This window comes from Paenibacillus sp. P32E (genome assembly GCF_001909085.1).
In the GTDB taxonomy this organism is placed as follows: Bacteria; Bacillota; Bacilli; order Paenibacillales; family Paenibacillaceae; genus Paenibacillus_AQ; species Paenibacillus_AQ helianthi.
This window is the reverse complement of sequence record NZ_LVYY01000001.1, coordinates 220,415-246,102: the sequence shown is the minus strand read 5'-3', so window position 1 is coordinate 246,102 and position 25,688 is coordinate 220,415. Positions and strand designations below refer to the sequence as shown.

The 25,688-nt window shown below is 51.5% G+C and carries 27 protein-coding genes and 1 riboswitch; of the genes, 6 read left to right on the top strand and 21 right to left on the bottom strand.

Going from position 1 to position 25,688, the window contains the following annotated elements:
• Nucleotides 1-256 precede the first annotated feature (256 nt).
• On the top strand, nt 257-772 hold the full coding sequence (locus A3848_RS32040; RefSeq protein ID WP_074083017.1) for a hypothetical protein: 516 nt from the start codon (nt 257-259) through the stop codon (nt 770-772).
• Between the two features lie 54 nt (nt 773-826).
• A riboswitch (Fluoride riboswitch) is annotated at nt 827-889 on the top strand.
• 75 nt (nt 890-964) lie between these two features.
• Entirely contained in the window at nt 965-2,299 is a 1,335-nt protein-coding gene (locus A3848_RS00800; protein WP_074083015.1) for a voltage-gated chloride channel family protein, read from the top strand.
• A 72-nt stretch (nt 2,300-2,371) separates the two neighbouring features.
• Here A3848_RS00800 and A3848_RS00795 read toward each other — a convergent pair whose 3' ends face one another.
• Entirely contained in the window at nt 2,372-3,601 is a 1,230-nt protein-coding gene (locus A3848_RS00795) for an MFS transporter (RefSeq protein WP_074083014.1), read from the bottom strand.
• Nucleotides 3,602-3,811: 210 nt separating this feature from the next.
• On the opposite strand from A3848_RS00795, the gene A3848_RS00790 reads away from it, so the two are divergent.
• Nucleotides 3,812-4,510, top strand: a complete 699-nt coding sequence (locus A3848_RS00790; protein WP_074083325.1) for a peptidylprolyl isomerase — start codon at nt 3,812-3,814, stop codon at nt 4,508-4,510.
• 99 nt (nt 4,511-4,609) lie between these two features.
• On the opposite strand, the gene A3848_RS00785 is transcribed toward A3848_RS00790, so the two are convergent.
• From A3848_RS00785 to A3848_RS00755, 7 genes are all read right to left on the bottom strand, one after another.
• On the bottom strand, nt 4,610-5,704 hold the full coding sequence (locus A3848_RS00785; RefSeq protein WP_074083012.1) for a Glu/Leu/Phe/Val family dehydrogenase: 1,095 nt from the start codon (nt 5,702-5,704) through the stop codon (nt 4,610-4,612).
• Nucleotides 5,705-5,816: 112 nt separating this feature from the next.
• Entirely contained in the window at nt 5,817-6,143 is a 327-nt protein-coding gene (locus A3848_RS00780) for a hypothetical protein (RefSeq protein ID WP_074083010.1), read from the bottom strand.
• Nucleotides 6,144-6,175: 32 nt separating this feature from the next.
• Complete coding sequence (locus tag A3848_RS00775) at nt 6,176-6,877, bottom strand: pirin family protein (RefSeq protein ID WP_074083009.1); 702 nt, start codon at nt 6,875-6,877, stop codon at nt 6,176-6,178.
• A 252-nt stretch (nt 6,878-7,129) separates the two neighbouring features.
• The gene (locus A3848_RS00770) at nt 7,130-7,777 is read right to left on the bottom strand and encodes a nitroreductase family protein (protein ID WP_074083007.1); all 648 of its coding nucleotides are present in this window, start codon (nt 7,775-7,777) and stop codon (nt 7,130-7,132) included.
• Between the two features lie 91 nt (nt 7,778-7,868).
• Complete coding sequence (locus A3848_RS00765) at nt 7,869-8,309, bottom strand: RrF2 family transcriptional regulator (protein ID WP_074083005.1); 441 nt, start codon at nt 8,307-8,309, stop codon at nt 7,869-7,871.
• 329 nt (nt 8,310-8,638) lie between these two features.
• Entirely contained in the window at nt 8,639-9,571 is a 933-nt protein-coding gene (locus A3848_RS00760; protein ID WP_074083004.1) for a manganese-dependent inorganic pyrophosphatase, read from the bottom strand.
• 131 nt (nt 9,572-9,702) lie between these two features.
• Nucleotides 9,703-10,515 carry an AAC(3) family N-acetyltransferase gene (locus tag A3848_RS00755; RefSeq protein WP_074083002.1) on the bottom strand — a complete coding sequence of 271 codons (813 nt, stop codon included), beginning with the start codon at nt 10,513-10,515 and terminating at the stop codon, nt 9,703-9,705.
• A gap of 261 nt (nt 10,516-10,776) precedes the next feature.
• Between A3848_RS00755 and A3848_RS00750 the strand changes: the two genes are divergently transcribed.
• The gene (locus A3848_RS00750; RefSeq protein ID WP_074083001.1) at nt 10,777-11,760 is read left to right on the top strand and encodes a ring-cleaving dioxygenase; all 984 of its coding nucleotides are present in this window, start codon (nt 10,777-10,779) and stop codon (nt 11,758-11,760) included.
• Here the strand turns inward: A3848_RS00750 and A3848_RS32035 are convergent.
• From A3848_RS32035 to A3848_RS00740, 3 genes are all read right to left on the bottom strand, one after another.
• Nucleotides 11,757-11,933 carry a hypothetical protein gene (locus A3848_RS32035; protein WP_178381869.1) on the bottom strand — a complete coding sequence of 59 codons (177 nt, stop codon included), beginning with the start codon at nt 11,931-11,933 and terminating at the stop codon, nt 11,757-11,759. The two genes, A3848_RS00750 and A3848_RS32035, sit on opposite strands and share 4 nt — an antisense overlap.
• A 9-nt stretch (nt 11,934-11,942) precedes the next feature.
• Nucleotides 11,943-12,611: a stalk domain-containing protein gene (locus A3848_RS32030; RefSeq protein WP_074082999.1), complete on the bottom strand. Its 669-nt coding sequence runs from the start codon at nt 12,609-12,611 to the stop codon at nt 11,943-11,945.
• Between the two features lie 102 nt (nt 12,612-12,713).
• The gene (locus A3848_RS00740; protein ID WP_074082997.1) at nt 12,714-13,397 is read right to left on the bottom strand and encodes a YjjG family noncanonical pyrimidine nucleotidase; all 684 of its coding nucleotides are present in this window, start codon (nt 13,395-13,397) and stop codon (nt 12,714-12,716) included.
• Between the two features lie 102 nt (nt 13,398-13,499).
• Here A3848_RS00740 and A3848_RS00735 point away from each other — a divergent pair, with 102 nt between their 5' ends.
• Nucleotides 13,500-14,459, top strand: coding sequence for an MraY family glycosyltransferase (locus tag A3848_RS00735; protein ID WP_371916002.1), 960 nt, complete (start codon nt 13,500-13,502; stop codon nt 14,457-14,459).
• Nucleotides 14,460-14,673: 214 nt separating this feature from the next.
• Here A3848_RS00735 and A3848_RS00730 read toward each other — a convergent pair whose 3' ends face one another.
• From A3848_RS00730 to A3848_RS00695, 9 genes are all read right to left on the bottom strand, one after another.
• Nucleotides 14,674-15,192 (bottom strand): mismatch-specific DNA-glycosylase, encoded by a 519-nt coding sequence (locus A3848_RS00730; RefSeq protein WP_074082993.1) that lies wholly within the window; start codon nt 15,190-15,192, stop codon nt 14,674-14,676.
• A 40-nt stretch (nt 15,193-15,232) separates the two neighbouring features.
• On the bottom strand, nt 15,233-15,790 hold the full coding sequence (locus A3848_RS00725) for an RNA 2'-phosphotransferase (RefSeq protein WP_074082991.1): 558 nt from the start codon (nt 15,788-15,790) through the stop codon (nt 15,233-15,235).
• A 130-nt stretch (nt 15,791-15,920) separates the two neighbouring features.
• Nucleotides 15,921-16,724, bottom strand: a complete 804-nt coding sequence (locus A3848_RS00720; RefSeq protein ID WP_074082990.1) for a nucleotidyltransferase domain-containing protein — start codon at nt 16,722-16,724, stop codon at nt 15,921-15,923.
• Between the two features lie 99 nt (nt 16,725-16,823).
• Entirely contained in the window at nt 16,824-16,964 is a 141-nt protein-coding gene (locus tag A3848_RS32025) for a hypothetical protein (protein WP_178381868.1), read from the bottom strand.
• A 118-nt stretch (nt 16,965-17,082) separates the two neighbouring features.
• Entirely contained in the window at nt 17,083-19,140 is a 2,058-nt protein-coding gene (locus tag A3848_RS00715; protein WP_074082987.1) for a DUF6449 domain-containing protein, read from the bottom strand.
• The gene (locus tag A3848_RS00710; RefSeq protein WP_074082985.1) at nt 19,115-20,017 is read right to left on the bottom strand and encodes an ABC transporter ATP-binding protein; all 903 of its coding nucleotides are present in this window, start codon (nt 20,015-20,017) and stop codon (nt 19,115-19,117) included. The genes A3848_RS00715 and A3848_RS00710 overlap by 26 nt, the downstream gene beginning before the upstream one ends.
• On the bottom strand, nt 20,014-20,400 hold the full coding sequence (locus A3848_RS00705; RefSeq protein WP_074082983.1) for a GntR family transcriptional regulator: 387 nt from the start codon (nt 20,398-20,400) through the stop codon (nt 20,014-20,016). The genes A3848_RS00710 and A3848_RS00705 overlap by 4 nt, the downstream gene beginning before the upstream one ends.
• 149 nt (nt 20,401-20,549) lie before the next feature.
• Nucleotides 20,550-21,650, bottom strand: coding sequence for an agmatine deiminase (gene aguA / locus A3848_RS00700; RefSeq protein WP_074082980.1), 1,101 nt, complete (start codon nt 21,648-21,650; stop codon nt 20,550-20,552).
• Nucleotides 21,651-21,739: 89 nt separating this feature from the next.
• A complete protein-coding gene (locus A3848_RS00695; RefSeq protein WP_074082978.1) occupies nt 21,740-23,437 on the bottom strand; it encodes an MFS transporter in 1,698 nt (565 codons plus the stop codon).
• A gap of 167 nt (nt 23,438-23,604) precedes the next feature.
• On the opposite strand from A3848_RS00695, the gene A3848_RS00690 reads away from it, so the two are divergent.
• Complete coding sequence (locus A3848_RS00690) at nt 23,605-24,222, top strand: TetR/AcrR family transcriptional regulator (RefSeq protein WP_074082976.1); 618 nt, start codon at nt 23,605-23,607, stop codon at nt 24,220-24,222.
• Nucleotides 24,223-24,386: 164 nt separating this feature from the next.
• Here A3848_RS00690 and A3848_RS00685 read toward each other — a convergent pair whose 3' ends face one another.
• Nucleotides 24,387-25,523: a polysaccharide deacetylase family protein gene (locus tag A3848_RS00685; protein WP_143192314.1), complete on the bottom strand. Its 1,137-nt coding sequence runs from the start codon at nt 25,521-25,523 to the stop codon at nt 24,387-24,389.
• Nucleotides 25,524-25,688 lie beyond the last annotated feature (165 nt).

The following is a 25,688-nucleotide window of genomic DNA, read 5'->3' as shown; positions in this document are numbered from 1 at the left end:
CTTTAGTTGGATTTATGTAGTCCATACAACTCTTATTTTCGACAACCTTCGCATTTTACCTGCCTATTCTTGCAAAAAACCTCGAAAAAAGACGTTATATCTCAGCTTATAAAATGAACGTTCCCTTCAATAATGGTTAATCCATCAGCAGAACGATTATATTAAGCATAGGCAGGGGGAAGGCATGAAGATTCGCCGCAAGAGATTAGGGTATAGAATTACTATAGTACATGAGGCCAAAAGGAGCTGAACTGCGATGGGTAATGAATTTAATAAGACTGAAGCCGACTTTGTATATGAGCGTTATAGTAAAATGGGCGGGGCTTCATCCGAGCAGGATATCCCGCTTGAGGAACCCCCGGTTCACGAGAAGCCTGTCGATTGGGATGGTGTGGTAGATGACGGCTCCGATCCCGTCTTGGAGGGTGATCCTATTCTTGCTGCCGATATCGACCTCAATGCTCCTGAACCCGCACTTGGACGCCGGGCAGACAGAGTCACCCGCATGACTTCTCCTCCGCCATCCGAGCGGGACGAGGTGCTGGAATCGGATGCCATATTTGCTGCTGAAGCTGCCGGACTGGCCGGCAATGCGATTGATTATGACGATGATGAAGAGCTTATAGATGACGATGATGAAGAGCTTCCGCTTGAAGATATTCCCGATGCCGATGAGATTGAACCTGGAACAGCCATTGATCCGGTCTCCCCGCCAATCGATGTCATGCCGGGTACAGATGTTCTGAATGGCTCAAATGGTGAGGATGAATAACACCGTTATTTTTCGCATTGACTTTTTCACATGATGTCCTTAATATTGGTTGTAATTCAATACGGCGATGGAGTTCGCCATTAACCGTCTCTAGAGACTAATGACTCCTACCAGCAGTCCATTCGCTGGTAGGAGTCTGTTTGATTTTAGGGAACCATGTTGTGGCATCATTATTTATTGGGGGCTAGGAAGATGAGAGCAGTGTACGCACGGTGGCAGAAGCTTATAGAAAGGAGCAGTTATTGGGCCCTATGGGGTACTTTTATGAAATGGATTGTACTTGGCGGCGTTGTCGGTATGCTGTCCGGTACAGCCTCAGCCATTTTCCTGAAGAGCTTGGATGCAGTGACAGAAGTACGCTTGAATCACGCCTGGCTGCTGTATTTGCTCCCGCTGGGCGGAGCTTTGGTAAGCTATCTGTACATGCGGTACGGCAAAAACAGCGGTAAGGGGAATAATCTGATTCTTGAGCAGATTCAGCAAGGAAATGAGACGATTCCGCTGCGGATGGCTCCCCTGGTCCTGTTCGGAACACTCGTTACCCATCTATTCGGAGGTTCCGCGGGACGGGAAGGAACGGCTGTGCAAATGGGCGGAAGTCTGGCGGAAGCCTTCGGCAGGCTGATCCGCATCAATTCCCTTGACCGTCAAATTCTGCTTATGTGCGGAATCAGCGGCGGGTTCGGCTCCATTTTTGGAACACCTTTGGCTGGGACACTGTTTGGTCTGGAGGTCATCGCCATCGGTCTGATCAGCCATAAGGCACTGCTCCCCTGCTTCACAGCCAGCTTTGTCGGAGATATCGTGACTACCCGTCTATGGAACGTACATCACATCCATTATCAGGTAGATGTCTTTCCGGCGCTTTCCATGATTGTACTGCTCAAAGTCATCCTGGCCTCCGTTCTGTTCGGACTTACCAGTATTGCATTCAGCGAGCTGACCCATTATCTGAAAAGAACCTTCACCCGATTAGTGAAGAATCCTATGTTCAAAAGCGCGCTCGGCGGGTTCATCATCATTGCCTTGGTCTATATTGCCGGCACCAGAGATTATCTGGGTCTCGGGATTCCTCTGATTCAGGATTCGTTTCAGACGGATGTTGCCCCCTTCGCCTTTCTATGGAAGCTAATTTTCACCTCATTTACCCTGGGAACCGGATTTCAGGGGGGAGAAGTGACTCCGCTCTTTGCCATAGGTGCCACGCTGGGGAACAGCTTAGCCGGGTTTCTTCATCTATATGCGCCTTTTCTGGCCTCGCTGGGATTCATTGCCGTCTTCTGCGGAGCGACCAATACACCGATCGCCTGTTTTCTAATGGGAATTGAACTGTTCGGCTCCGGTGGGGCAGTCTATATGTTCATCGCTTGCCTGGTAAGCTACCTGTTCTCCGGACATTCAGGCATCTATACGTCCCAGCAGATTGGAATATCCAAAAGTGAGTGGGTCCGCATTCCTGAAGGTACCACACTGGGAACCGTCAAGCAGCTGCGCCAGGCAAATAAAAACGGCTACGATGGTCCTTAAAAAGGATAGCATCAAAAACACCGTCCGCTGAAGAGTTGCCTTCAGGCAGATGTCTGTCAACAGCTTCTGTTATTAATTGTCCAGTATCCCCATTTGTCCGGTGCCGTGGTGGGTGGCTGCGACTTTCGCCTCCAGCTTGCGGGTCTTGACCAGCACTGCCGCCATGAGGAGCATCACACCGTTAATAATAAATATCCAGCGGATTGGAAGAAACGCACCCAGCAGTCCGCCGATAATCGGTCCGGCCATGGTTGCCAGCTGGGTGGCTGCCTGATTCAGACCGAAGGCCCGGCCGCGGAAGCCAGGGTCAATCACCTGCACAATCATCGCGTTCACCGAAGGTAGCACACCGGCATAGAACAAGCCGTAAGCAAATCGCAGGATGGCAAACTCTACATAGCCCGATACAAAATACTGCAGAATATTGCCGATACCTCCGCCGACCAGGCCGATGAACAGAATGAATCCAAAGCCCTTGCGGCTGCCGATACGACCCCACTGCGGAGCCATAATTACTGTGGCAATCCCTACAGCAGAGAAGACGATGCCGGAGCTTAGGGTGGCGCTGTTCCTTGAAACCCCCATGTCGAGCAGATAGATCGGCAGCAGCGGTTCCAGGATCATCACGGAAAAGGTCGCCAGCCCTGCCAGCAGCAGCAGCGTCATAAACGCAGGATTCGCCCGCGCCTCCCGGATATCATCACGTACATGCGATCTTGGTGCCGACCGGTCATAATTCTCTTCCTTTGCAAAAAAGGTGGCGATCAGCGCCGATACCAGCACAATCACTGCCGAGAACAGAAATGCGCTGCGGTTGCTGGAATAATAGCTGACTACGCCGCCGATCAGCGGGCCAATAATGCTTCCGGTAGCCCCCGCTGTAGACATAATACTGAGCGCATAACCTGTCTTGTCTTCCGGGGTATTGGTGGCGACCATCGCAATGGCTGCCGGAACAAAACCCGCCAAAAGTCCCTGAAAAATACGCACGATAATAAACACATATGGATCATGTACGAAAAAATTGATCAAATACAGCGCCGCCAGGCTGAAGCCCGACCGGATCAGCATCGGCTTGCGCCCGTATTTGTCGGCGAGCGACCCCCAGTAAGGTGAAATCAGCGCACTGGCGAGAAAGGTAATGCCAAAGCTGAACCCTGACCAGATTTCCAAATGATTCGTAACACCCAGCTGGTCGCTCAGAAAGATCGAGAGGAACGGAATCGAGATCGAATATGCTGTACTGCAAAAAAACACCCCTACCCAAAGCACGATCAGGTTCCGCTTCCATGAAAAACGCATGTTGCACACGTCCCTTCTGAGTATTCTTGGAAGCATCATCCTTTCATTGTAACTCTCATACAGGGATGTGCCAACCAATACCGTCCCTTCATTTTGCAAGGAGCAGGACAAACGGGGTATGATAGGGTAGATGAACTACGATAATTATAGATCAAAGGAGCGATTAAGAACGTGAAGCGTACAAGAAGAAATCCCGTCATCCTGCTGCTGATGATGAGCCTCCTGCTGGTGATTGCCGCTGGCTGCGGTAACAAGCCCGGGAATAACAACAGTTCAGCCAATAGCGGAAACAGCAGCAGTGCAGCGGGTAATACATCGGGCAATGCAGCGAGTCCTGCTCCCCAAGAGAGCGCTACGGCACCGACTGAAGGCGTACCTTCAGCAACCGCCAGCCATCCGGTAGTCACGATAGAGATGGATAACGGCGGCATCATTAAGGCCGAGCTGTACCCTGAGGTCGCTCCTAATACCGTCAATAACTTCATCTCTTTGATTCAAAAAGGCTTCTATGACGGAACAATCTTCCACCGCGTCATTCCAGGCTTCATGATTCAGGGCGGAGATCCGGATGGCACGGGCACGGGCGGACCAGGCTACGGCATCCCAGGTGAATTCACAGCGAACGGCTTCACCAACAATCTGGCGCATACGCAGGGCGTATTGTCCATGGCAAGAAGCCAGGATATGAACTCCGGCGGCTCCCAGTTCTTCATTATGACTGCTGCGTATCCAAGCCTGGACGGCCAATATGCTGCTTTCGGGAAGGTTACCGAAGGCCAGGATGTGGTAGATGCCATCGTGAATTTGCCCCGTGACAGCTCAGACCGTCCGGAACAACCGCCGGTCATGAAGAAGGTCACCGTGGATACGCTAGGCGTAACTTATCCGGAACCGCAAAAGTTACAGTAGGCTTTTTCCAGGCTACATCTACTCATGAATCTCCGGCACATATGCAAAAAGCCTCTTTTCCCATCCCGGAAAAGAGGCTTTTTACTATATCTGCAGTTGCTATCTTCTGCTGAGCACATGGTGACTGTCACGCAGGAAGGTGCTGCGGCTGTTCCGCAGCAGGTTGATGCGCTCCTGCGCCAGATGATCTGCCGCCGCATAAGCAGGTATTCCACTGGTAGAGGAGATTTCCAGCACCCGCGAAATACTGTCATAGATTTTGGCAATCTGCTTGAAGGCGCGTTCCTTGTTGTATCCGTTCAATTCATCCGCCACATTGATTACACCGCCCGCATTAATGACGTAGTCAGGAGCGTATACGATTCCCATCTCATGTAAGGTGTCTCCATGACGCGGTTCTTTCAGCTGATTGTTGGCAGCACCGGCGACAACCTTCGCCTGAAGAAGCGGAATCGAGTCATCATTGATCGTCGCGCCGAGGGCGCAGGGCGCATAAATATCACTTTTGACAGAGATGATGTCTGCAGGATCAACCGCTTTGGCCCCATAGGCCTCTACCGCCCGCTTCACCGCTTCTTTGTTAATATCGGTTACGATCAGCTGCGCGCCTTCCTCATGCAAATACTTACACAGTGTGAAGGATACATTGCCGACACCTTGCACTGCAACGGTCTTCCCTTCCAGAGAATCGCTGCCAAAAGCCGCCTTCGCCGCTGCCTTCATCCCTTGGTATACACCAAAAGCTGTGGCCGGGGACGGATTGCCGGAAGAACCATAGGTTGCCGAAATCCCGGTCACATAATCCGTTTCCTGATGGATGATATCCATGTCCGCTTCCGTGGTGCCCACATCTTCGGCTGTAATGTAGCGGCCGTTCAAACCTTGTATGTATCTGCCGAAGGCACGGAACATCGCCTCGTTTTTGTCTTTTTTGGGGTCCCCGATGATTACCGTCTTGCCGCCGCCCAGATTGAGCCCGGCTACAGCATTCTTGTAGGTCATTCCTTTGGACAGCCGGAGCGCATCTACAATCGCGTCCTCCTCCGAAGCATAGGTCCACATTCTTGTTCCACCCAGTGCGGGACCCAGTGTTGTATCATGTATGGCGATAATGGCTTTAAGTCCCGATGCCTTGTCCTGACAAAACAACAGTTCCTCGTAATCGTCCCGCTCCATTGCTGCAAACAATTCCATTGGTCTCATTACTCCTATCTCTACTTTTTTCATGTTATGTTTCATAACAAAGCTAGTACTTTTAGAGAATATTGTCAATGTGTTTTATCCTTTTCATCCCATGAAAATAAACTTATTTCCAGTACTGATCCGGACGATATTCGATTTCCGACTGCACAGTGATCTTCAGACATCTGGAAGAGCTATCATAGTTCACTGGATTATCCCCGACATAATACCAATGTTTGATGGCAGGGCCAGCTTCCGGTTCTTCGAAACGGAAAACATTCAGTTCGCTCTTCAGCTCCATAACCGCTTGTCCTTTCTCGGCAGATACCCCACACAGAGTGATCAGGGTCAGGCCTCCCTGTTGGTCAAAGGTGTAGGTCACTCCTTCTGTGCTGTTGACCAGCATACGCCCGGTTACAGAATGTTTAATTAGAACTCTCTCCTGTTCCATCGCTGTTCCCTCCTTGTGCGAATATACAAATATTAGGGCAGATCAATCAGCATGACAAAAGCATCTTCACTCGCGACAAGACTCAGCCCGCTAACCTCTTCGATCCGAGCAGAATCTCCGGAATGACGAAGCACATTTCCGTCCAGCTCCATCTGCCCCTCTATTAAGTAGACATATATCCGCCGTCCGGGATTTTGCTGATGTTTCAGCTGCTCTCCGGCTTTCACCCGGCCCAGATAGATCGTCATATCCTGAGCGATCCCCACAACCTCTTCTGTACTCACAGCCGCTACTACAGGCAGCAGTTTTCCCTCAAGCTTCGCGGGATCAAAACGGCCAGTACCGTAGGAAGGTGCTGTACCCCGGGTACGCGGCATGAACCATAACTGGAGCAGCCTTACCGGTTCCGACTCCGAGGGATTATGCTCGGTATGGATAGCCCCCGTACCTGCCGACATCCGCTGGATGCCGCCAAAAGTTGTCTCAACCACATTGCCGAGGTTGTCCTCATGCCGGAGCGTGCCGGACAGCACAATGGAGACAATCTCCATATCGCTGTGCGGGTGGGCACCAAAGCCTCTTCCCGGAGCGATGATATCATCATTGCAGACGCGCATGGGCCCAAAAGCCGTGTTGGCAGGATCATAATAATCACCGAACGAAAAGCTGTGCATCCCTTTCAGCCAGCCATGGTCAAAATGATGGGCGGATTCCGCCGGGTATACTCGTATCATGTGATCCCCTCCTGAGATAATTCATGGATCAATCCAGCTAATCCTAGTGTAGCAGAAAGCGCCGGAAACCAGAAATGAACAGCAGCCCACAAGATTCCGACCAACAAAAAAAGGCATCGTCCTCGATCAAGGAAGATACCTGATCTCCAAAAGAACCGGCCTCACCATCCCCATAGGGACAGCGAAACCGGGGTTTAGAGCGTCTTGCAGTAAAACTGAGATATCCGTAAATAAGAGGATGTCCGGTCCAGCTTATGCCTGGAAGCCGTTCCAGTAAGCAATCTCTTCCAGCGGCAAGCGGCCTGTTGGCCGTCCTTCCACTGAAGCCTTGCCAAGCGCAATCAGCATCACCGGAATATAACGGTCAGAGATCTGGAACAGCTCTTTGAGACCCGCAGGGTCAAAACCACCCATCGGCACCGTGTCATAGCCTCTGGCTCTGGCTGCAAGCATCAGCTGCATGGATACCAGCCCGCCGTCTACCAGGGCTATGTCCTCCAGCTTTTCCTTTGGCAGGCTGGAATAGCCTTCACGGCTGCGTTTGGCCATAGCGGCAGCAACATCCTCCGGCATAAGCCCGTTAGCACTGGCATGACCATAGATTGCTTCCGCGTTGCTGTATGCCTCAGTATCTCCAAGTACAGCGATCACCGCCGAAGCCTCCGTTACTTGCGCCTGATTGAACGCGATAGGCAGTAACTTCTCCTTAATTTCCTGATCAGTAATGACGATGAACCGCCATGGCTGAAGATTGGAGGAAGATGGAGCCAGGGTAGCCTCTGCAAGAAGCTCCTTGATCTCCTCATCTGAAATCTTCCAGGAAGGATCATACTTCCGCACCGAACGCCGTTCCCGAATCACCTTGCTGAATTCCTGTTCTACTTTCAGTTCTGCTGCCATAACTTATTCCTCCTCTTCCTATCCCTGTTTTATTGTCATGCGTTTAACTGTGATTTAATAAGCACAGTATAATTCATAAAAAAGCACCCTGTCAACATTCCGTTCGGCGCACAAGATCTGCCAGGGTATACTTCTGCAGAACAGCTACTGCACTCTGATCCATCTCTTCCAGAATGTCTCCGCATGCGCCTTTCATCTGCCGCCCAAAAGCGTTCTCGCACATCGTCTCATTCACAGTATTGCTGCGCACCCCGCAGGCCTCCATGGCGCTGTATATTTCAGCCAGCGTCAGGTCTTCCGGGGAACGGTTCAGCATGTAGCCGCCATCCCGCCCTTCACGGGTCACCAGAATGTGTTCCTTGGTCAGCTTGGCCAGAGCTTTTCTCAGAACGGTGGGTTCGGACGACAAATGCCCGGCAATTTCACAGCTGGAACAGGTATTGCCCTCTTTACGGGCCATAATCACAAGTGCCTGTAGAACCAGACCAAACGATTTATATTGAAGAGCTCCGCTGTTTCGTGTTCTAGTCATATTCCTCCGCTCCTTTACACTTCGATGTAAGCTTAAGTATAGAGTCTGCGGGTCCTTTTGGCAAAAGGATTCACCTTCTGCTGTAATTATGCTGTCCGCTAAACCATGGAAATCTGCATTTTAGAAACGATTACCTTTCTCATTAAACATATAGGAGTATTCCACGGAGTTGAACCAGAAGCTTCCCTTCTTTTCGGAAATAAGTTGCTGAGATAGCCTATATATACAAAAACCGGCTGCGGGCCTCCCATAAAGAAGGCACACAGCCGGGCTGTGTCATAACTCTATCCAATGAATTGCTGAATAACTCCGCTTACCAGGCCTGTCTGTTACAGCTTGGCAATGGTTTCGGTCAGAACGGGAACGATCTGTGATTTGCGGGAAACGACACCCTTCAGAACTGCTTTGTTGTCGTTCAGCTTCACATTGTAAGCCTGCTCAACCGCACCTGCCACACGGCCCAGGGCCAAACCAACGGAATCATTGTTCAGGATATCTGTAACTACGAACAGGAAAAGGTCCAGGCCTTTGTCATCAATGATGGCAGTCAGGGCTGTTTCCAGTTCAGCCTGCTTGGAGAGTACATCGTTAACATCTACAGCGTTCACCTGGGCAATCTCCACTTTGTATTCACCCATTTTGAATTCCTTGGCATCCAGGGAGATCAGTTGGGCGATACTCTTGTCGCTTAGATCGGCACCCGCCTTGAGCATAGCAAGACCGTAGCTGTCAGCGTCAACACCGGCGATGGCAGCCAGCTCGCGCGCAGCCGCCACATCCTGCTCGGTGCAGGTCGGCGATTTGAACAGCAGGGAGTCGGAAATGATAGCGGACAGCATCAGACCGGCGATATCCTTTGGAACAGCCACTCCGTTTTCTTTGTACAGCTTGTTAAGGATCGTTGCTGTGCAGCCTACGGGTTCAGCACGGTAGTAGAGCGGGTGAGCTGTTTCAAAATTAGCAATCCGGTGGTGGTCAATAACCTCGACCACACGGACCTGATCGATATCATTCGCACTTTGCTGGCGTTCGTTATGGTCAACCAGAATGACCTGTTTAGCTTCACTTGCCACGTTCTCAACCAGGCGCGGAGCCTGCACGCTGAAGTGGTCTAGCGCATACTGAGTTTCGCCGCTAACTTCTCCGAGACGAACCGGCTCAGCATCCCAGCCCAGTTCCTTCTTCAATGCCGCATAAGCGATAGCCGAGCAGATGGTATCCGTATCCGGATTTTTGTGTCCAAAAATCAAAGTTTTTTCCATTTCCAATCTCCTTACTATGTTTTTTGTGAGAATAATATACCATACATTGATAGGTGCCCGCCAGATTGCGGACAAGAACCTGAAATTCATTACCTATTTGACTACGCCAAGGAGGCACATCTGGTGCGCAGTCAATCCGGAACGACCCGCTTGGTCTTGGGCAGCGGCTCAGGCACCTCTAAACCATCCAAGGGTTCATTGTCTGAGAACAGATCCGGATTGCTGTGCAGCATACGGCTTAGAATATCCGTTGTTGCCACTGTCCCGCAGATCATCACAGGCGCATCTCCAAAACGGCCTCTGCGCAGTGCTCCGCCTTGCTCAAGCACCCGCTCTACCTTCCAGAAATGCTGCGACCAGGAGAGTCCGCAGTGCCTCCGCGAAGGGACTGGAAGCTCTTCCCCGCCGGGTGTCACCGTGTACAGTTGCTCATACTCATCCGTCATTCTGCCGGGAATATCGAGCCATTCTTCAATTCCGTGGATGAAGGTATTCCGCCGCAAATCTACACCAAGCAGCATAATGTCCGCCTGGCGGTCCAGAAGTTTGCCATATACGGAACCGCGGGCACAAGGCGTATCCCAGCGCTCATCACCTGCGGTGAATGCAGCCGCATCCTTACCCAGCGCTGCTACAGAATGGGTCGGATGCCACGAACGGATAACGTCCGCCCGTTTCCGGAAGAGCTCCGGCAGGATGCCGATACACGAAGGGGACTCCTGGACGGAGAATCGCGGATTATCCGCATCGATATAAGACCAGGTATGCGTTGGGAGAACCAATAGGCCTTGTTTCATATAGGCAGAGAGCGCATCCAGTACTGTGTCTGCACCTCCCTGGACTTCCCCGATACTCTTCAGCGAAGAATGGACGAGGAGTGTCCCCTGCGGATCAATCCCCATTCCTTTCAGCTGCTCCATCAAGCTAATTTGTGTATGTATCATATCGCTCTCCTTTGCAGATAAGAAGAGAAGGGTTAACTGTCCCTGAAAGAGGCAGCTTCCTTAATCTCCAAGTATAGAAGGATCGTTTATAGTTGAAACCCTGCAGATCCTTGTATTTCAAGGTAATGAAATTCTTACTTGCCAATTATTCATTTTACTATTAAAATGTAAGTAACTTAATAATAATTATATACTTTACATCACATTCATAATAAACCCTGTTATCAGTACTTCAATCCATGCCTTTGAGGAGGAACTATCATGAGTTTAACATTAAAAGGTCTTCACCATGTATCGGCCCTAACCGCCAGAGCCCCGGAAAACTTCAAATTCTATACCGAGGTACTTGGACTGCGCCTGATCAAAAAAACAGTCAACCAGGATGACGTCTCCGTCTACCATCTGTTCTACGGGGACGAAGTAGGCAATCCTGGTACGGAAGTCACCTTCTTCGAGATTCCGAACGCAGGGCGCAACCGTGACGGTAATAACAGTATTTCCGCACTGTCGCTCCGGGTGCCGGACGATAAGTCACTTGAGTATTGGACCCAGCGGTTCGAGCAGTTCCAGGTGGAGCATGACGAGATCACAGATCGCGGAGGACGCCAAACGCTATCCTTCCGGGATCATGAGGGGCAGCGCCTGATTCTTGTATCGGATGAGCATAATCAGGGTGTTGCAGGCGGGAAGCTTTGGGCTAAAAGTCCGGTTCCGGCGGCTTACGGCATCCTCGGTCTGGGTCCGGTCCATTTGACCGTTGAGACGGCAGAGTCTTCCGCAAAAGTACTTGTGGATCTGCTCGGGTTCCGCCGTAAAGGCAGCTATCCTTCCCCGGTTGCCGGGCAGCCGGATGTCATTGTATTCGAGACCGGCGAAGGCGGCTCCGGCTCGGAGATCCATCTGGAAGAACGCAAAGATCTGCCTCAGGAACGGCTCGGACGCGGCGGTGTTCATCACGTGGCCTTCCGCGTAGACAACGCCGACGAGCTGAAGCAATGGATCGAGCGGATCGGCAGCTACCAGCTCCCGAACTCGGGTTTCGTGGACCGATTTTATTTCCGCTCCCTGTATTTCCGTGAGCCGAGCGGTATCCTGTTCGAGCTGGCAACGGACGGCCCGGGCTTTGCCACGGATGAGGACATTGAGCATCTGGGCGAGTCCCTGGCCCTGCCGCCTTTCCTCGAAGCGAAGCGCGAGCAGATTGAAGCGCACCTGAAGCCGCTGGATACTCGGCAGCAAGCTTAATCCAGTGATTCGGCCGGATGCACGGCAGCAGGCATAATCCAGTGATTGGGCTGGAACCTGCACAGCTTACAAGGCGGCTGCACTCCGCTGCGGTTCTGGAAGACCAACTCAGCAAGGGAATTACTGCTGAACAGCTGCGACCTTTTGAAGGCGCAGCTGTTTTTTGTAAACAATAGGGATAATCAGCTCTCCGAGAAAGTGATGGTGAAGATATTGAAGCCCGGACGCGCAGTTGAAGCTTTGGCGGTGATGGACAGCGGGCTAGTCCCGCCCAGTCTGCCTGAGATTTTGACTGTAGTGGCGCTTACGGTCTGGGAAGCATTCTCCAGCCGTTTGATCCGCACATATTCACTGTACACAAAACCCATCGTTTCCAACGTCTCCTGCGTGGAGTAGGTAAAAGCCACCTTCTTCACCCCATCGGCGTCCGTATCCAGTGTAGTCGCAATCAGGGCATCCTCCGGAATCGGAAAATCCTTCGGCAGGTTCACCGGCCGCACTGTGCTCTCCACCGGGGGGGTTGTTGTCCCAGCGCCTGTTCCCGTGGCTCCTCCAGTCTCGGCGCCGATGCCAATTCTCACTTTATAGTTCGCGGCATCATAAGTTATCGGTACTTTCAGGGCATCGGCGACTGAACGGACCGGCAAATACGTAATACCTTCGTAGGTGATCGGTGTTAAGGTTTTACCATTGCCATCTTTCAGCCAATAAGGGGTGCCATCCACCACCACACCAATACTGTGATTCAGATAGGCCTTGATCTGCTCCAGCTTGGCTCCTGCATAGACACCTGCCGATCCGGTGATTGTCATGCCTGCAGCGACAGCGGCAATTAGCCACTTTTTGTTCAAGTTGATCCTCTCCCATTAGAATTAAATAATAGAGTATGAGTATTGTATCTTAATATATTTAACACCTGGGAAAGTTTTCAATCTCAGGGCCATATAGCCGGACTATCGGATAATCTCCAAAAGCCCGGACAGCTCCCGGATCTCATAGGTTGGATGAATGCCCGGAGCGCCTTCTTTGCCCAGCGGGTTGAACCAGCAAGTGTCGATGCCATAGCCCATTCCACCCTGAATATCCGAGGTCAACGAATCACCGACAATCAGCACTTTGCTCCGGTCAGAGATCCCCAGCTTGTCAAAAGCATAATCAAAAATCCCCGCTTCCGGCTTCTGATAGCCTGTCTCTTCGGAAATAATGATCTGCTCAAAGGTATCACTTAGCGGCGAGCCCTGAATTCTGGACAGCTGTACATCCTTGATCCCATTGGTGATAACCGCAAGTCTGTATCCGCTCAGTTCCTGACACAGCTCCACCGCCCCCTCAATCAGGTACGTCCCTTCACCCAGAAACTTTAAATAGGCTTCACTGAATGCTTCAGGACTCAGTTCGAGCTTATGCGCAGCAAACAGCCGGTTGAACCGTTCAACCCGCAGCACAGCAGACGTGGTCCGTCCTTGCTCCAGATCTTTCCACAGTGCCCTATTAATTTCTTGGTAGCTTGCAGCATAATCCTCGGCGCCCGTAGGCAAGCCAAAATGGACAAAAGCATTGTACAGCGCCTTGCTCTCAGCCATTCCATAGTCAAACAGGGTATCATCGGCATCAAATAAAATGACCTCGTATTTCATATTCCCATATTCCCTCCTATTTCGAGTCTCGTCGACAAGCACCTGCCATCTGCGATATAATTCAGAGAGGCTCTTTCAAAAAATGTAACGGCGGTGATTGTCATTTTTTACGTTCTAGCGTTTCTGGTGTCCTTCTGCATCGTCTATTTGCTTATTCCTCCGCTTGGCAGGCTTGCTTTCCGGCTCGATTTTGTGGACAAACCCCGGCAGGACGTCGAGCGAAAAATACATAGGGAGCCCATTCCGCTGACAGCCAGCTATGCGATATTCATCGGATTTTTCATTACATACCTGCTGTTTACCCGTGATCTCTCGCTGGGTACACTCGCCCTGTTCATTGGCGGTGTGCTCCTGCTGACCATAGGCACCATCGATGACTGGTACAAAACCAAGGGCAAGGACTTCCCGGCGCTGCCGAAGTTCATTGTTCAGATCGCGGCTGCGATTCTGGTCTTTCTGTCGGGCAATGCGTTCACCGGATTCTTCAATCCCTTCTCCGGGGATTATATCTCGCTGCCGGTAATCCTGCAATTTGTGCTTACCATTCTCTGGATCTTCGGCGTGACGACTGTGATTAATTTTTCGGACGGTATGGACGGTCTGGCAGGAGGGCTGACGGCCATTTCCGCAGTAACTTTATTTGTGGTCGCTTTGGCCAAAGGGCAATCCGCCTCAGCCATGATGGCCATCACTCTCGTGGGTGTCACCATTGCCTATCTGCGGTACAACAAGGCCCCGGCCAAAATTTTCATGGGTGATGCAGGCGCCACCTTTCTCGGCTATATCCTGGCTGTAATTGCGCTGGACGGTGCATTCAAGCAGGCAACGGTCTTGTCGCTGTTCATCCCGATTCTCGCACTGGGCGTGCCGATCTTCGACAATTTGTTTGTCGTCATCAAACGGTTCGTGCAAGGCAAGTCGATTTATCAAGCCGATGCAACCCAGGTCCATTACCGTCTGCTCAAAGCCGGATTGAACCAGAAGCAGGTTGTTGCCGTCCTCTATCTGGCCAGCGTCTGCCTGTCGCTCTCCTCAATTATTCTGCTGCTGATCCAGACCTGACGCAGACTGGGATAGGGGTAAGGGCACAGTAATACAGCAAAACACCCTTGAACATCAAGGGTGTTTTGCGTTGAGTGCAGGCCTGCCGAATGAGCGCTACGAGTAGCAAAAGCGGCGACCTATGTAGTGCAAACACTACTTTTTAACGAATCGCTATACTCCATGAAACTTTGCTTATACAGCTACAGCCCCGTTTCCGGCCAGTGGGGCGGAATCAAGTATTTTCCTGAATATACTCATACAGCCTGTGGTAAATAGCCACGATCTCCGGCATCGGCATTCGTACCAAGCCGCTTGACGAAGGAGCCACGAATTCCCTCACGCCATCTACGATCGGGGGCTGCTCCTCCTGAAACCCCCAGTCCGCCTTTGCTCTGCGGGTGAATTCCGTATAGACCCCCTTGCCTACAAAACAGGCGATCTCCGGGCGGTAGCGGGTAAGCTTGTCCCGGAGAATCTGACGTCCCTCCGCATATTCCCCACGGGTAATGTCCTCCGCTCCACGTGTCGGGCGGGCAACGATGTTGGTGAAGCCCAAGCCTAGCCGGAGCAGTTCACCGTCCTCCGAGGCATCATAGAGGCGGGGCGTCAGGCCGGAGTGTTCGAGAATGCGCCAGAAATGATTGCGCGGATTGGCGTAATGATGCCCCAGCTCTCCGGAACGGAGACTGGGATTGAAGCCGATAAATACAATCTGCAAGCCGTGATCTAGGTGATCCGGCACTTCATCCATGGGACATCCCTCCTGTAAGCTGGAAGCTGGCGGTACCCGTCTACTCTTCTTTCCGTAAGGCAATACAAGCAGGTGGAACCGGCTCCGCCAGCCATACCTCATTACCCGCATAATAGAAGATTACTCCCAAATGCACAGCCCTAACCGTATCCACGCTCAGCAGAACCAGCCTGCCTCTGCGGCTCCCGGCCAAGCTGGCAAAATGAAGCCCCTCTGACAAGTGTACATACTGCCTCCCCATCGGCTTCAGCCCTTCTTTCAGGATCGCGGACAATGCAGATTGATTAGTGCCATGATACAGCACAGGAGGCGGGGTTCCCGTCTCATATGTAAGCTTGGCATGACTGTGCCCATACCGCGCTTTTATACGCTCACCTTCAATGGCAAAGCGCTGCTTCTCGCTGTTTCGGACAACCTGACAGATGTCCTCTACAGTGATGCCGGCCCATTTCGGGGCGGCATGGATGACACTCAGCAGATCCCCCAGCAGGCAGGAGCCGTCCTCAGGATCAAGGAGCAGCCCATACGCTGACGGGGTATGCCGGAGCATCTTGGCCATAAATTTGCTGAGTGAAACCTCAGCAGCTGGGTTCAACATTTGTTACACCTCATTTGTTCTCTCTTCACAGGTTCAGTTATACGCCATCCAGATATGCACAACGGTGCGATTTGTTAGCTCATTAAATGCATAGCGCCCATCTCTCCTTCTACGTTACTCGATTTTCTCTCTAAGGGATCCAGCGGCTTTCTCCGCCCCACACCTCAAGCAGTGCGGAACGGAACAGTTCGTCCAGCACGTGGTCCTCTACCCCGTTTCCTGGTCCAAACCGGGCCGCCGCTTCTTCAAAGTGGCTGATCTGCTGCTCCAGATACTTGTTAATACACTCAAGCCGAGGCTCCAGGTTCAGTTCATCGCCTGACATTTTGCGGACCAGCAGCCTATCGACCGTTTCTCTCAGCTCCGTTCCTTCCGGAATCAGGTCTTTTACCAGCACTGTGAACTCCAGAGGGGGCACCTCCTGATACTTCTCAATCCATGCACATGCCAGCATTGGCCGGAGAACGTAAAAATACTTCTTGATCTTAACCTCGCTGCCCTGAAGGTAAGTCCGGTAATTCCCGCGGGCCATATTCAGATAATGGTAAATGCAGGATTTGGGCGAAAATCCAAGCGGCGACAAGCGGCGGATTCTGTCTGCTACGGTATAGTTCTCTTCATAACGAATCGGGGATTGCAGCCACTCCAGGAGCGGCGGGTTGGATTTACGGAAAAGGGTCAGCCCTTTCTTCAGGTCCCATCCATTAATATCCAGCAGGTCACTGATTGGACGCTCAATGACATCCCGCTGCCCGAAGATCGAGAGATAAGCTTCCGGGCGGCGCAGGTAAAGGAACCGCACATCATAGTCGCTGTCTTTGGAGGGGAAACCCCAGGCCCTGCTGCCGGACTCACAAGCGTACAGGATACGGACATCCTCCTCGGATTCGATGGCGTGAAGCTCGCGGATAATGGATTGATGAATTTCAGACATGATGTATCTCCCCCAATCTTTTTCAAGATAAAAAGTCAAAAAAGGCCATGGACTCCATCGTCCATGGCCATGCTTTCGCCTCATGCATATTCAGGCAAATTACTTCCCGTGAACAAGATCACTTGCTGCTGCCGGAAATGAATCAACCGCTGCTAGGGCCAGCCTGCCGAACGAGGCGGACAGATAAATGGGAAACAAATGGATAAGATTCGGGTACGATAGTTTTCCTTGTTCATTCATCTGTCCTGACCTCCTAAAAGTTTGGTTAGCATTACTTCGTAAGCATACGCTTAGCGATGTGGGCATCATAATATTTCCAAAAGCATAATCCACGGTTCCAGGTTCTGTCAACCCAGTTCTAGGGAATAAGTGCTTTAAGGCCTGGCGTTAAGTCTTCTTCATGCAGCGAAGCATAATCTATGAATCCGCCTTTATAGACCAGCTTTACCATATAATCGCCATTCTTGCCTGTAAAATTGCGCTGGCGGCTCAGAATATCGTTAATCTCTGTCGCACCCTTAACGATAACAGCACGGTTCTCACTGCGTGCCAGCTTCACATGTTGTTCAGCGTCAAACCTAGTCTCTTCAGGGAGCTTGCCGGCATAATCATCTTGGATCAGTTCAGCGGAGATGACATCTTGTGCTGTAGAACGGACCTTATCCGCATATCCCTTCTGAACGAGCCAGTTCTCCAGCTCATGAAAGGAAGGCTTCCAGTCGAAGTCATAATAAAAACCATACCCTATATGGTTCGGCTTACTGTTCATCTGCATAGTAGCGATCGACTTCTGGTCGCCAGTCTGATCTTCATAGCTCATGTTCAAAATTTCCTGCTTCAATAGCCCGGTAAATTCCTTAACCTCCTGTGGATCAGAGATGCTAACAGCTTTATTTGTATAATTGGAGCCAAGGCGGATGCTTTCTATGTCCTCATCCAGTTGATAAAGCGTATATTCATTCTGTTTGAAGCCCTTGCTTTCCATCACCGACTTCATCTCCGGCTCAAATCCCTCACCCGGAATCCAGTACTGCCGCACCAGCTTGCGCCCGTTGTCCAGTTGATAGGCAAGAGTGAACATTCTGGCTCCAGGAGAATCGTGTCTCACTGAATCCTGATTCGTTGGCCGCATCGTTACAAGCGCATGATGAAGGCTGCGTACAGCTTCGATGTACTGTTTATCGGTAGTGTAGAAATCCGGCTTAGCCAAAGGAGGATCTTGATCCACGCCGGACGAATCTACGCTTGCACTGAAACTGTATATCCGCGGATAGGAATCGTCATTGTACATCTGGTATTTGCTCCCTGCATACACCCCCGTGACGTGTTCCCCCGCAGGCACCCGGTTCTCATATCCGGTTAATCCGGATACCGGAATGTAGAGCAGCAAACCCAGCAGAATACCATACACTGCAAACTCCATTGGCACTTTACGCGTTAGGATCTGCCAGGTTTTACGGATAATCATCTCAGAAGCAATATAGCCCAGTATAGCCCCGGTAATATAACCGAAGATCATCCAGCCCAGCTGATGAGGTTTCACTGAGGTAAAATAAGTTCCCGAGAGAAGCATGGCACAGAGCATGACACCCGCTTTGAACAGTGGATTGAAATAGGCGAAGGCAATGGCCTGCCCTGTCTTCTCCCCATGGCGATTTCGATACAGCACAAAGGATAAGGCGATGAATACAACCGACAGTGCCGCGTAAATGCATAGCTCTGCTACGCTAAAGATGTCATTTGTATAAGTGATAAGACGCAGCAGCGGTGACCAGATATACAGACTGTCGCTGGACCCGGACCATTGCGGGTAGCCATACAGGTACGTGCTCAAATGTAAATTGACCAGCTGAAACAATGCTGCCGGAAGAATGAGCAGAATATAAATGATTATTCCCTGGAGCACCGTTTGCCCCGTGCATATGCCAACAAAGGTGCTGAACACAAAAAGGAACAGGGTAAGAACACTGACGATCAGGCACCAATTCCAAATATCTGCACCAGAATAGATGTACATATTGCCGCCCAGCGGAGTCACGATTGCGGTAACCGCTGCCGTCAGCCAGACCGGAAGCAGCAGAAGGCCGAGTCCGCTCGCCATATGGGCAGTAAGCAGATGCTCCCTCCGCAGCGGAAGGCTATGCCACAGATCGGAGGCCATTTTGGACTGCAGGTAGCGGAACACGAACAAGCCTGCAGCTACAGGAAGAACGACGATGAACAGCACCTGAATATCTCCTGCTACGCGGAACAGATTATCCACCTTCTGGGGCTGTGTACCGGAATTACCGCTCATGAACAGCTGCAACGGGAGTGAAAATAACAGGCCCAGGGTATAGATGATTCCGATCCAGCCGTGCTGGCGCACATTCTGGCGGATTACACCGCTGTTAAAGAAGTATCGGCTGTGCGTCATACCCGGCATCCCCCATTTCATAAATAAAGATTTCCTCCAGCGTCAAGGGAAGCAGATCGAACACATACGGCTCATAGACATGAAAAGCTTGCGAAATCCGCTCCCGGTCGCCTTTTACGATATAGAGATTCACGCTGCCCCGCTGCTCTTGATGGAGAATTTGCAGCTTGGCCGCCAGTGCCGCAGCATGACGCTCATCCCGGAAAGCCACCTGAATCTTGTGCGTGTCCGCCTTCAGGTCATCGAGATCCTTCTCAACCAGCATCCGGCCGCCGTGCATAATGCCGACATGATCGCACAGATCCTCAATCTCCCGCAGATTATGTGAAGAGATCAGCACAGTGAGCTCCCGCTCAGCGACTTCCTGAAACAGCAGATTTTTGATCTGCCGGCGCATCACCGGGTCCAGCCCGTCAATCGGCTCATCCATGATGAGCACATCAGGTGTACAGCTTAGCGCGAGCCAGAACGCCGCCTGGCGCTGCATCCCCTTCGAGAAGCGGCTTAGCTTGCGTGCCGTATCCAGCCGGAACACTGTCCCCAGCTCCTCATAACGCTTGTCACTCCACCCAGGATAAATCGAACGGTAGTAGGCCGCCATGCTGTTGACCGACGCCTGCGGGAAGAAGTAAGGGCTGTCCGGCATAAAGATTAGGCTTTGCTTCACCTCCGGGTTCTCAAACACCGGTTTGTTCCCAATGCGGACCGTTCCCTCGTCAGGCCGGTAGATGCCCGCAAGTGTCTTCAGCAGCGTGGTTTTTCCGGCACCATTGGAGCCCAGCAGTCCATAAATGGCTGCTTTATGTACAGTCAGCGACAGGCTGTCCACAGCCTTTTCACCTTGAAAGCTCTTGCTGACTCCGCGAATCTCGATCATGGTTTCTCCCCTCCCTCTCTTTGCTCCAGCACCTGGCGGTACAGCGCTCCTATCTCACTTTCGGTGAATCCGAGATAGACTGCTTCCGCCATCAGGCGCAGCAATTCCTCCCGAAGCTCCGCTTTTTTGCTCTCGTTCTGCCCTTGCTGCGAAGGGGTTATAAAGCTCCCCTTGCCCTGCAAAGAATAGATATAGCCTTCACGCTCCAGCTCCCGGTAGGCTTTTTGAATCGTGTTGGGGTTCACTGTTAGCTGTGAGGATAAGGTTCTTACGGACGGAAGCTGGTCATCTGCCCGCAGAATTCCGTGCATGATCATCTCTTTGACCTTATCGGTCAACTGCTCATAGATCGGCTTGCGGCTGCGGACGTCCAATTCGAACATGACAGTCCTCCTTTCGTATGCTGTCTTCTGGCAAGCATCTCAGTGTATTAACTGTACTACTATTATTAATACAGTCAGATAGGGATGTCAACACAAAGAAACGGCCAACAGGGCCGTCCAGAAATCTACTATAGCTAAGCAACAGAGCTTCACCACCCTCTTGGCTGCTGCTGGGTGATGCAGTGAATATTGCCGCCGCCGAGGGCGATTTCCCGCGTATTGATCTGCACTACCCTGCGGTCCTTGAATAAACCACGGAGTGTACGCAGTGCCTCTGCATCCCTCGGGTCGCCAAAAGCGGGAATGATCACACCGCCGTTGCAGATATAGAAATTTACATAGGTTGCTGCAAAAACAGTGCCTGCTCCCCGGTAGTAGCTGTGATGGGCCGTGTCAATCCGCCGCGCTTCTTCGTCCGTTATTATCAGCCGGTCCGGGAGATGCAGCCGATGAATCTCCAGTCTGCGGCCCCTGGCGTCCCTCTCCCGGCTCAACATTTCATAGGCCCTGCCCAGCACCGCATACTGCGGGTCATCCGGGTCATCCGTCCAGCTCATCACTACTTCTCCAGGCTTCACAAAAGCCGCCACCTCATCAATATGACCATCTGTCTCGTCGCTATGCAGGCCCTGGGGCAGCCAGATGATTTTTGTAATATTCAGGTGATCCCGTAAAAGCTTCTCCATCTGCCGCTTCGTCAGATGCGGATTGCGGTTCTTGTGCAGCAGGCACTGACTGGTGGTCAGCAGTGTGCCTTCACCATCCACATGGACTGCACCGCCCTCCAAAATAAAATGCTGAAGATCATAGCGGTCCATACGCTCGATCTCCAGCACTTTTTGTTTCACCAGCATGTCGAGATCCCAGGGAAAATACAATCCCCCGTGAAGGCCGCCCCAGGCATTGAACCCCCAATCGATCCCCCGCACTCCCCCCTGCCCGTTCACGACAAAGGTCGGTCCGATATCCCGCATCCAGGCATCGTTATACGACAGCTCAACCACGCGCACAGCCGCAGGCATGCGGGAGCGGACATGCTCATACTGGCAGGAGATTACACCGATGGTAACCGGCTCAAATTCAGCAATCGCCTCAGCTACTTCGGCAAAAGCATCCTGTGCCGGCTTCGCGCCCAGCCTCCAGGTATCTGTACGGGTGGGCCAGAGCATCCAGGTTCCCGCATGCGGTTCGAATTCGCCCGGCATACGGTAGCCATCCTCTCTGGGTGTGCTTCTTATGGTGTTAGGCATCCAGTATCACCTCGGCTAATAGAATGTAGTCCATTCTATGCTAACAGTAGGACTGGTGTCACAGCGGAGGGCTATGACCCTTGAGGAGATTAACGCTCCAGTACAGCGGGCTCAGCTTGCACCACAGGCTCCTCGGGCTTCCGCCGCTTATCGCTTAAGAGAGCGAACAGGATCCCAGGGATCATAAGCAGACCGGCAAAAGCAAAGGTCCGGCTGAATCCCTTCACCGCCGCTTGCTGCATTCCGCCTCCTGCCTGAGACAGGAGCAGCTTCACTTCATGAAATTGATTGGCGCTGTCTGCCGCAAAAGCCTTCTGTTCCGCAGGCGGCAGCTTAGCTGCTGCAAGCTCCACCGCATGAACTACAGCTGAAGCGGTATCCGCTTCCCTGCCACTGCTGTCCCTCGCTGCATTCCCTTGTTTGCCGATGGAAGCCACCGCTTCGGTTAGAACATTTTTGACAAAGGGCTGAAGCTCCGTATTCGTCTGAATGACCTTAGTGGCGGAAATCCCCGCCTTGCCCAGCTCACTGTCCGTATTGTGCTGCAGCACGGTCACGATAATAGCCACTCCGATGACGCTGCCCAGCGCTTTGGCCATATTGGTGACTCCTGAAGAAATGCCCACTTTGTCATCCGGCACATTGCGAACAGCGGAAGACATCACCGGCGCCATGGTAAGGCCCACGCCGACACCCGCCACTAACAGCCGCACCACCACCTCTGAAAGAGCCGAGTCTGCGTGAAGTCCGCTCAAAGCATACATTGCTCCGCCAGTGACCACGATACCGGATGCAGCGAACAGGTGACTTCCGTATTTTGCAGACAACGGACCCGAAATAGCCGAGCTTACAATCGAGCCTACAGCGATCATGGACAATACTAGACCTGCCTTCAGTTCGGTCATCCCCATCATCCGCGTCAGAAAGAAGGAAGTTAACAGGGAGAGATTCATTAGCGCTGCACCGACAATCAGCAAGGTCAGGGAAGCACCGTTGAATGTACGTATCCGCATAAGTGACAAAGGCAGCATAGGCTCCTTCCCTCTCCACTGCGTAAAGATGAACAGCAGCAGGAACACAAGGCCTGCCCCGAGCAGCCCAAGGATCACACCGGAATTCCAGCCATATTCCTGCACCTTGATCAGCGCATACGTAATGAAGAACATCGCTCCGGTAATGGCAAGGGTTCCGCCGTAATCGATTGTCCGGCCTGCCGTATTATCCCGCGATTCCTCAATGAAGACAGCCGTCAGCACAATGCTCAGTACACCGAGCGGCACATTCACAAAAAAGATCCACTCCCAGCTGAGCTTCTGCGTAAGAATCCCGCCCAGCGCCGGTCCGCTTGCCGCCGCAATACCTGACACAGCTCCCCAGATGCCAATAATCAGGCCATGCATTTCTTTCGGAAAAGTAGTCGTAGTCAGGGGAATGGTGACCGGAACAATAATAGCCCCGGCTAGACCCTGAATCACCCGCAGCAGGATCAGAACCCCGAGAGAGGTTGCAAACCCTGCAAGCAGGGAGGTTAGCGTAAACAGGGCCACCCCGAACATGAACACCTTCTTCCGGCCAAATTGATCCGCCAGCCGCGAGGCGGTCAGAATGAATATGGCAAAAGCCAGGTTATACCCGTTCATCACCCATGAAATCCGTGATACACTCCCGCCGAAATGGCGCGTCATCTCCGGCAGGGCAATATTAATAATCGTCGTATCCAGCAGCGCCATGAAAAAACCAAGGACGATTGCCGTAAAAGATAAAGCTCTGCGCATTCTAATACTCATCTTCACCACTCCTCAAAAAGGCTTCCCAAAATGTGAACTAAAGTTCATGTTGTGATTATATGAACTAAAGTTCATCTTTGTCAATAAAAATGAACTTTAGTTCAACTTTTATTGACAGCCCAAATCCCCTCCTCTACAATCAGTACTACAAGGGGGAGCTGCCGGACATGAGTGATATGGAGGACAAGATCAGAACACCACGGCAAGAACGCAGTATCAAAACCAAGGAAGCTATTATCCAGGCGGCTATGAAGCTCTTCTCGGACAAGGGCTTCCACCAGACCAATACCAAGCAAATCGCAGCGGCCGCCGGAGTATCGACGGGCAGCTTCTATTCCTATTTCATTGATAAAAGAGCTGTTTTTATCGATGCTCTCAAAATATATGGCGACGAGCTTATGGCCCGGATCGACGCTTCGATGTCTGAGATCAACTTCAAAACCATCGAACGGACCGAGCTGATTACCCATCTGGTCGACACCCTTCTCGTCTCCCATAAGGCCTTTATCGGATACCATAAAGATCTGACGGTCATGTACCATAGCGATGAGGAAATTAAGCAGCTGATGGATGCCCAGTATGAGGTGGGCCGGATTAAAACACTGAAGTATCTGCAGATGGGACAAGATGAGCTTAAGACGGAAGACGTGGAGGCTGCTTCTATCATCGTGTTCGAAACGGTCAGCGCCATCGTTGATGTCATCTCCTTCTCCCCGCAGCGTATCGCAACCGACCGGCTGAAGTCCGAGCTGGTTCAGATGGTTATCAGTTATTTGTATAAGTGAGGGCTGAAACAACGGCATTTCTGCCGTCTTTCCCCTGCTGGTCTCCCCATTCAATGACAAAAAAAGAGCAGGCTGCGGGTTGATTCATCCCCGCAGCTTGCTCCTTTGTATAGAAAATCATAATGACCAACAGTTGTCCCCGAAAGTTCCAACCCTTGAGTTGCTTAGCGCTTGTCCCGCCAGAAATTCAACGGCTCGACATCCTTCGTAATAATCTCGAACGTATAGCCTTCCTTCTTCAGCGACTCCAGCAGGCGCGGCAGTACTTTGAGTGTTGCTTTCTGGTCATGCATCAGGATCACCGGATTGGTTCTGGAGTGTTGCAGCTTATGCACCTGATTCATGACTGTTGTGTAGATGGTGGCACTATCTTCTTTGTACTTCCAGTCGTCCGAGTCCACATTCCAGTCCCACAGATGATAGCCTTGACCCAGCACTTTGTCTCTAAAGGTCTTGGTGAAATAAGGCTTGCTGCCGTATGGCGGACGAATCAGTGTTGTCCCTTTGCCAGTGATCTTCGTAAGGATAGCATTGTCCCCGTTCATTTCGGCAAGTGCAGCAGAGGCAGACGCATAGAACTTCTCTTTGCGGTGCGTCATGCCATGCAAGCCGAGACCACTTCCCATCTCCACAATCCGCTTCACCTGGGAAGGATAACGGTTCATATTGGGTCCAATCATGAAGAACGTTGCCTTGACATCATACTTGTCCAGGATGTCCAGCAGCTCTGATGTTGTCGCTGACGGTCCGTCATCAAAGGTCAGATACAAGGTAGTACCCGGCTTGGTTACAGGAGTTTTTGCAGGTTCTTCGGGGGTTACAGGCGGCGTCAGCTCGCTCTTGTATTTGCTTAAGAACCCTGCGTCATCCAAGGTTGCCGAGGCATCATAGACGCGCAGTAAATATTTCTCCGGTTCAAAGGAAATGATATATCCGAGGTAGGCGCTTATCTTCAGCGGAACCATCAATGTTCCATTCTGAAGAAATGTATCTGCCTTGGCAACCGTTCCATCCTGGAGCTTAGCTCCCCCATTATCCCCCAGCAGCCTGAGCGTTCGTCCCCCGCCGTCGACCTGAATGCCATCTGGAAGACCGGTGAGGGTCCACTTCAGTTCTGCCGCCAAAGCGCGGAGAGGAACATAATAGGTATCATTTTGGGATACGGCTGTGATACCGCTTAAGGTATCCCCTACCCCCAACTTCAGAGATTTGTTCACTCCCGTTGCACTTGCTGTTGTTTGAATGACACCGAAGCACAGGAATAAAGACATGAATAAGAGCATTATCTTTTTAGTAGCCACCGACACAATCTCCAATCTATGTATATTTATCTATTACTTTAGCATACATAGATATAACGTAAATTGAGAGATTGTAACCGCGAGCAGAAAAAGTTGTAACTGTTATGCTGTGATATATGACATATTGTCATTGTTTTCAGAAAGAACTCAAACTTAGTCGAATGC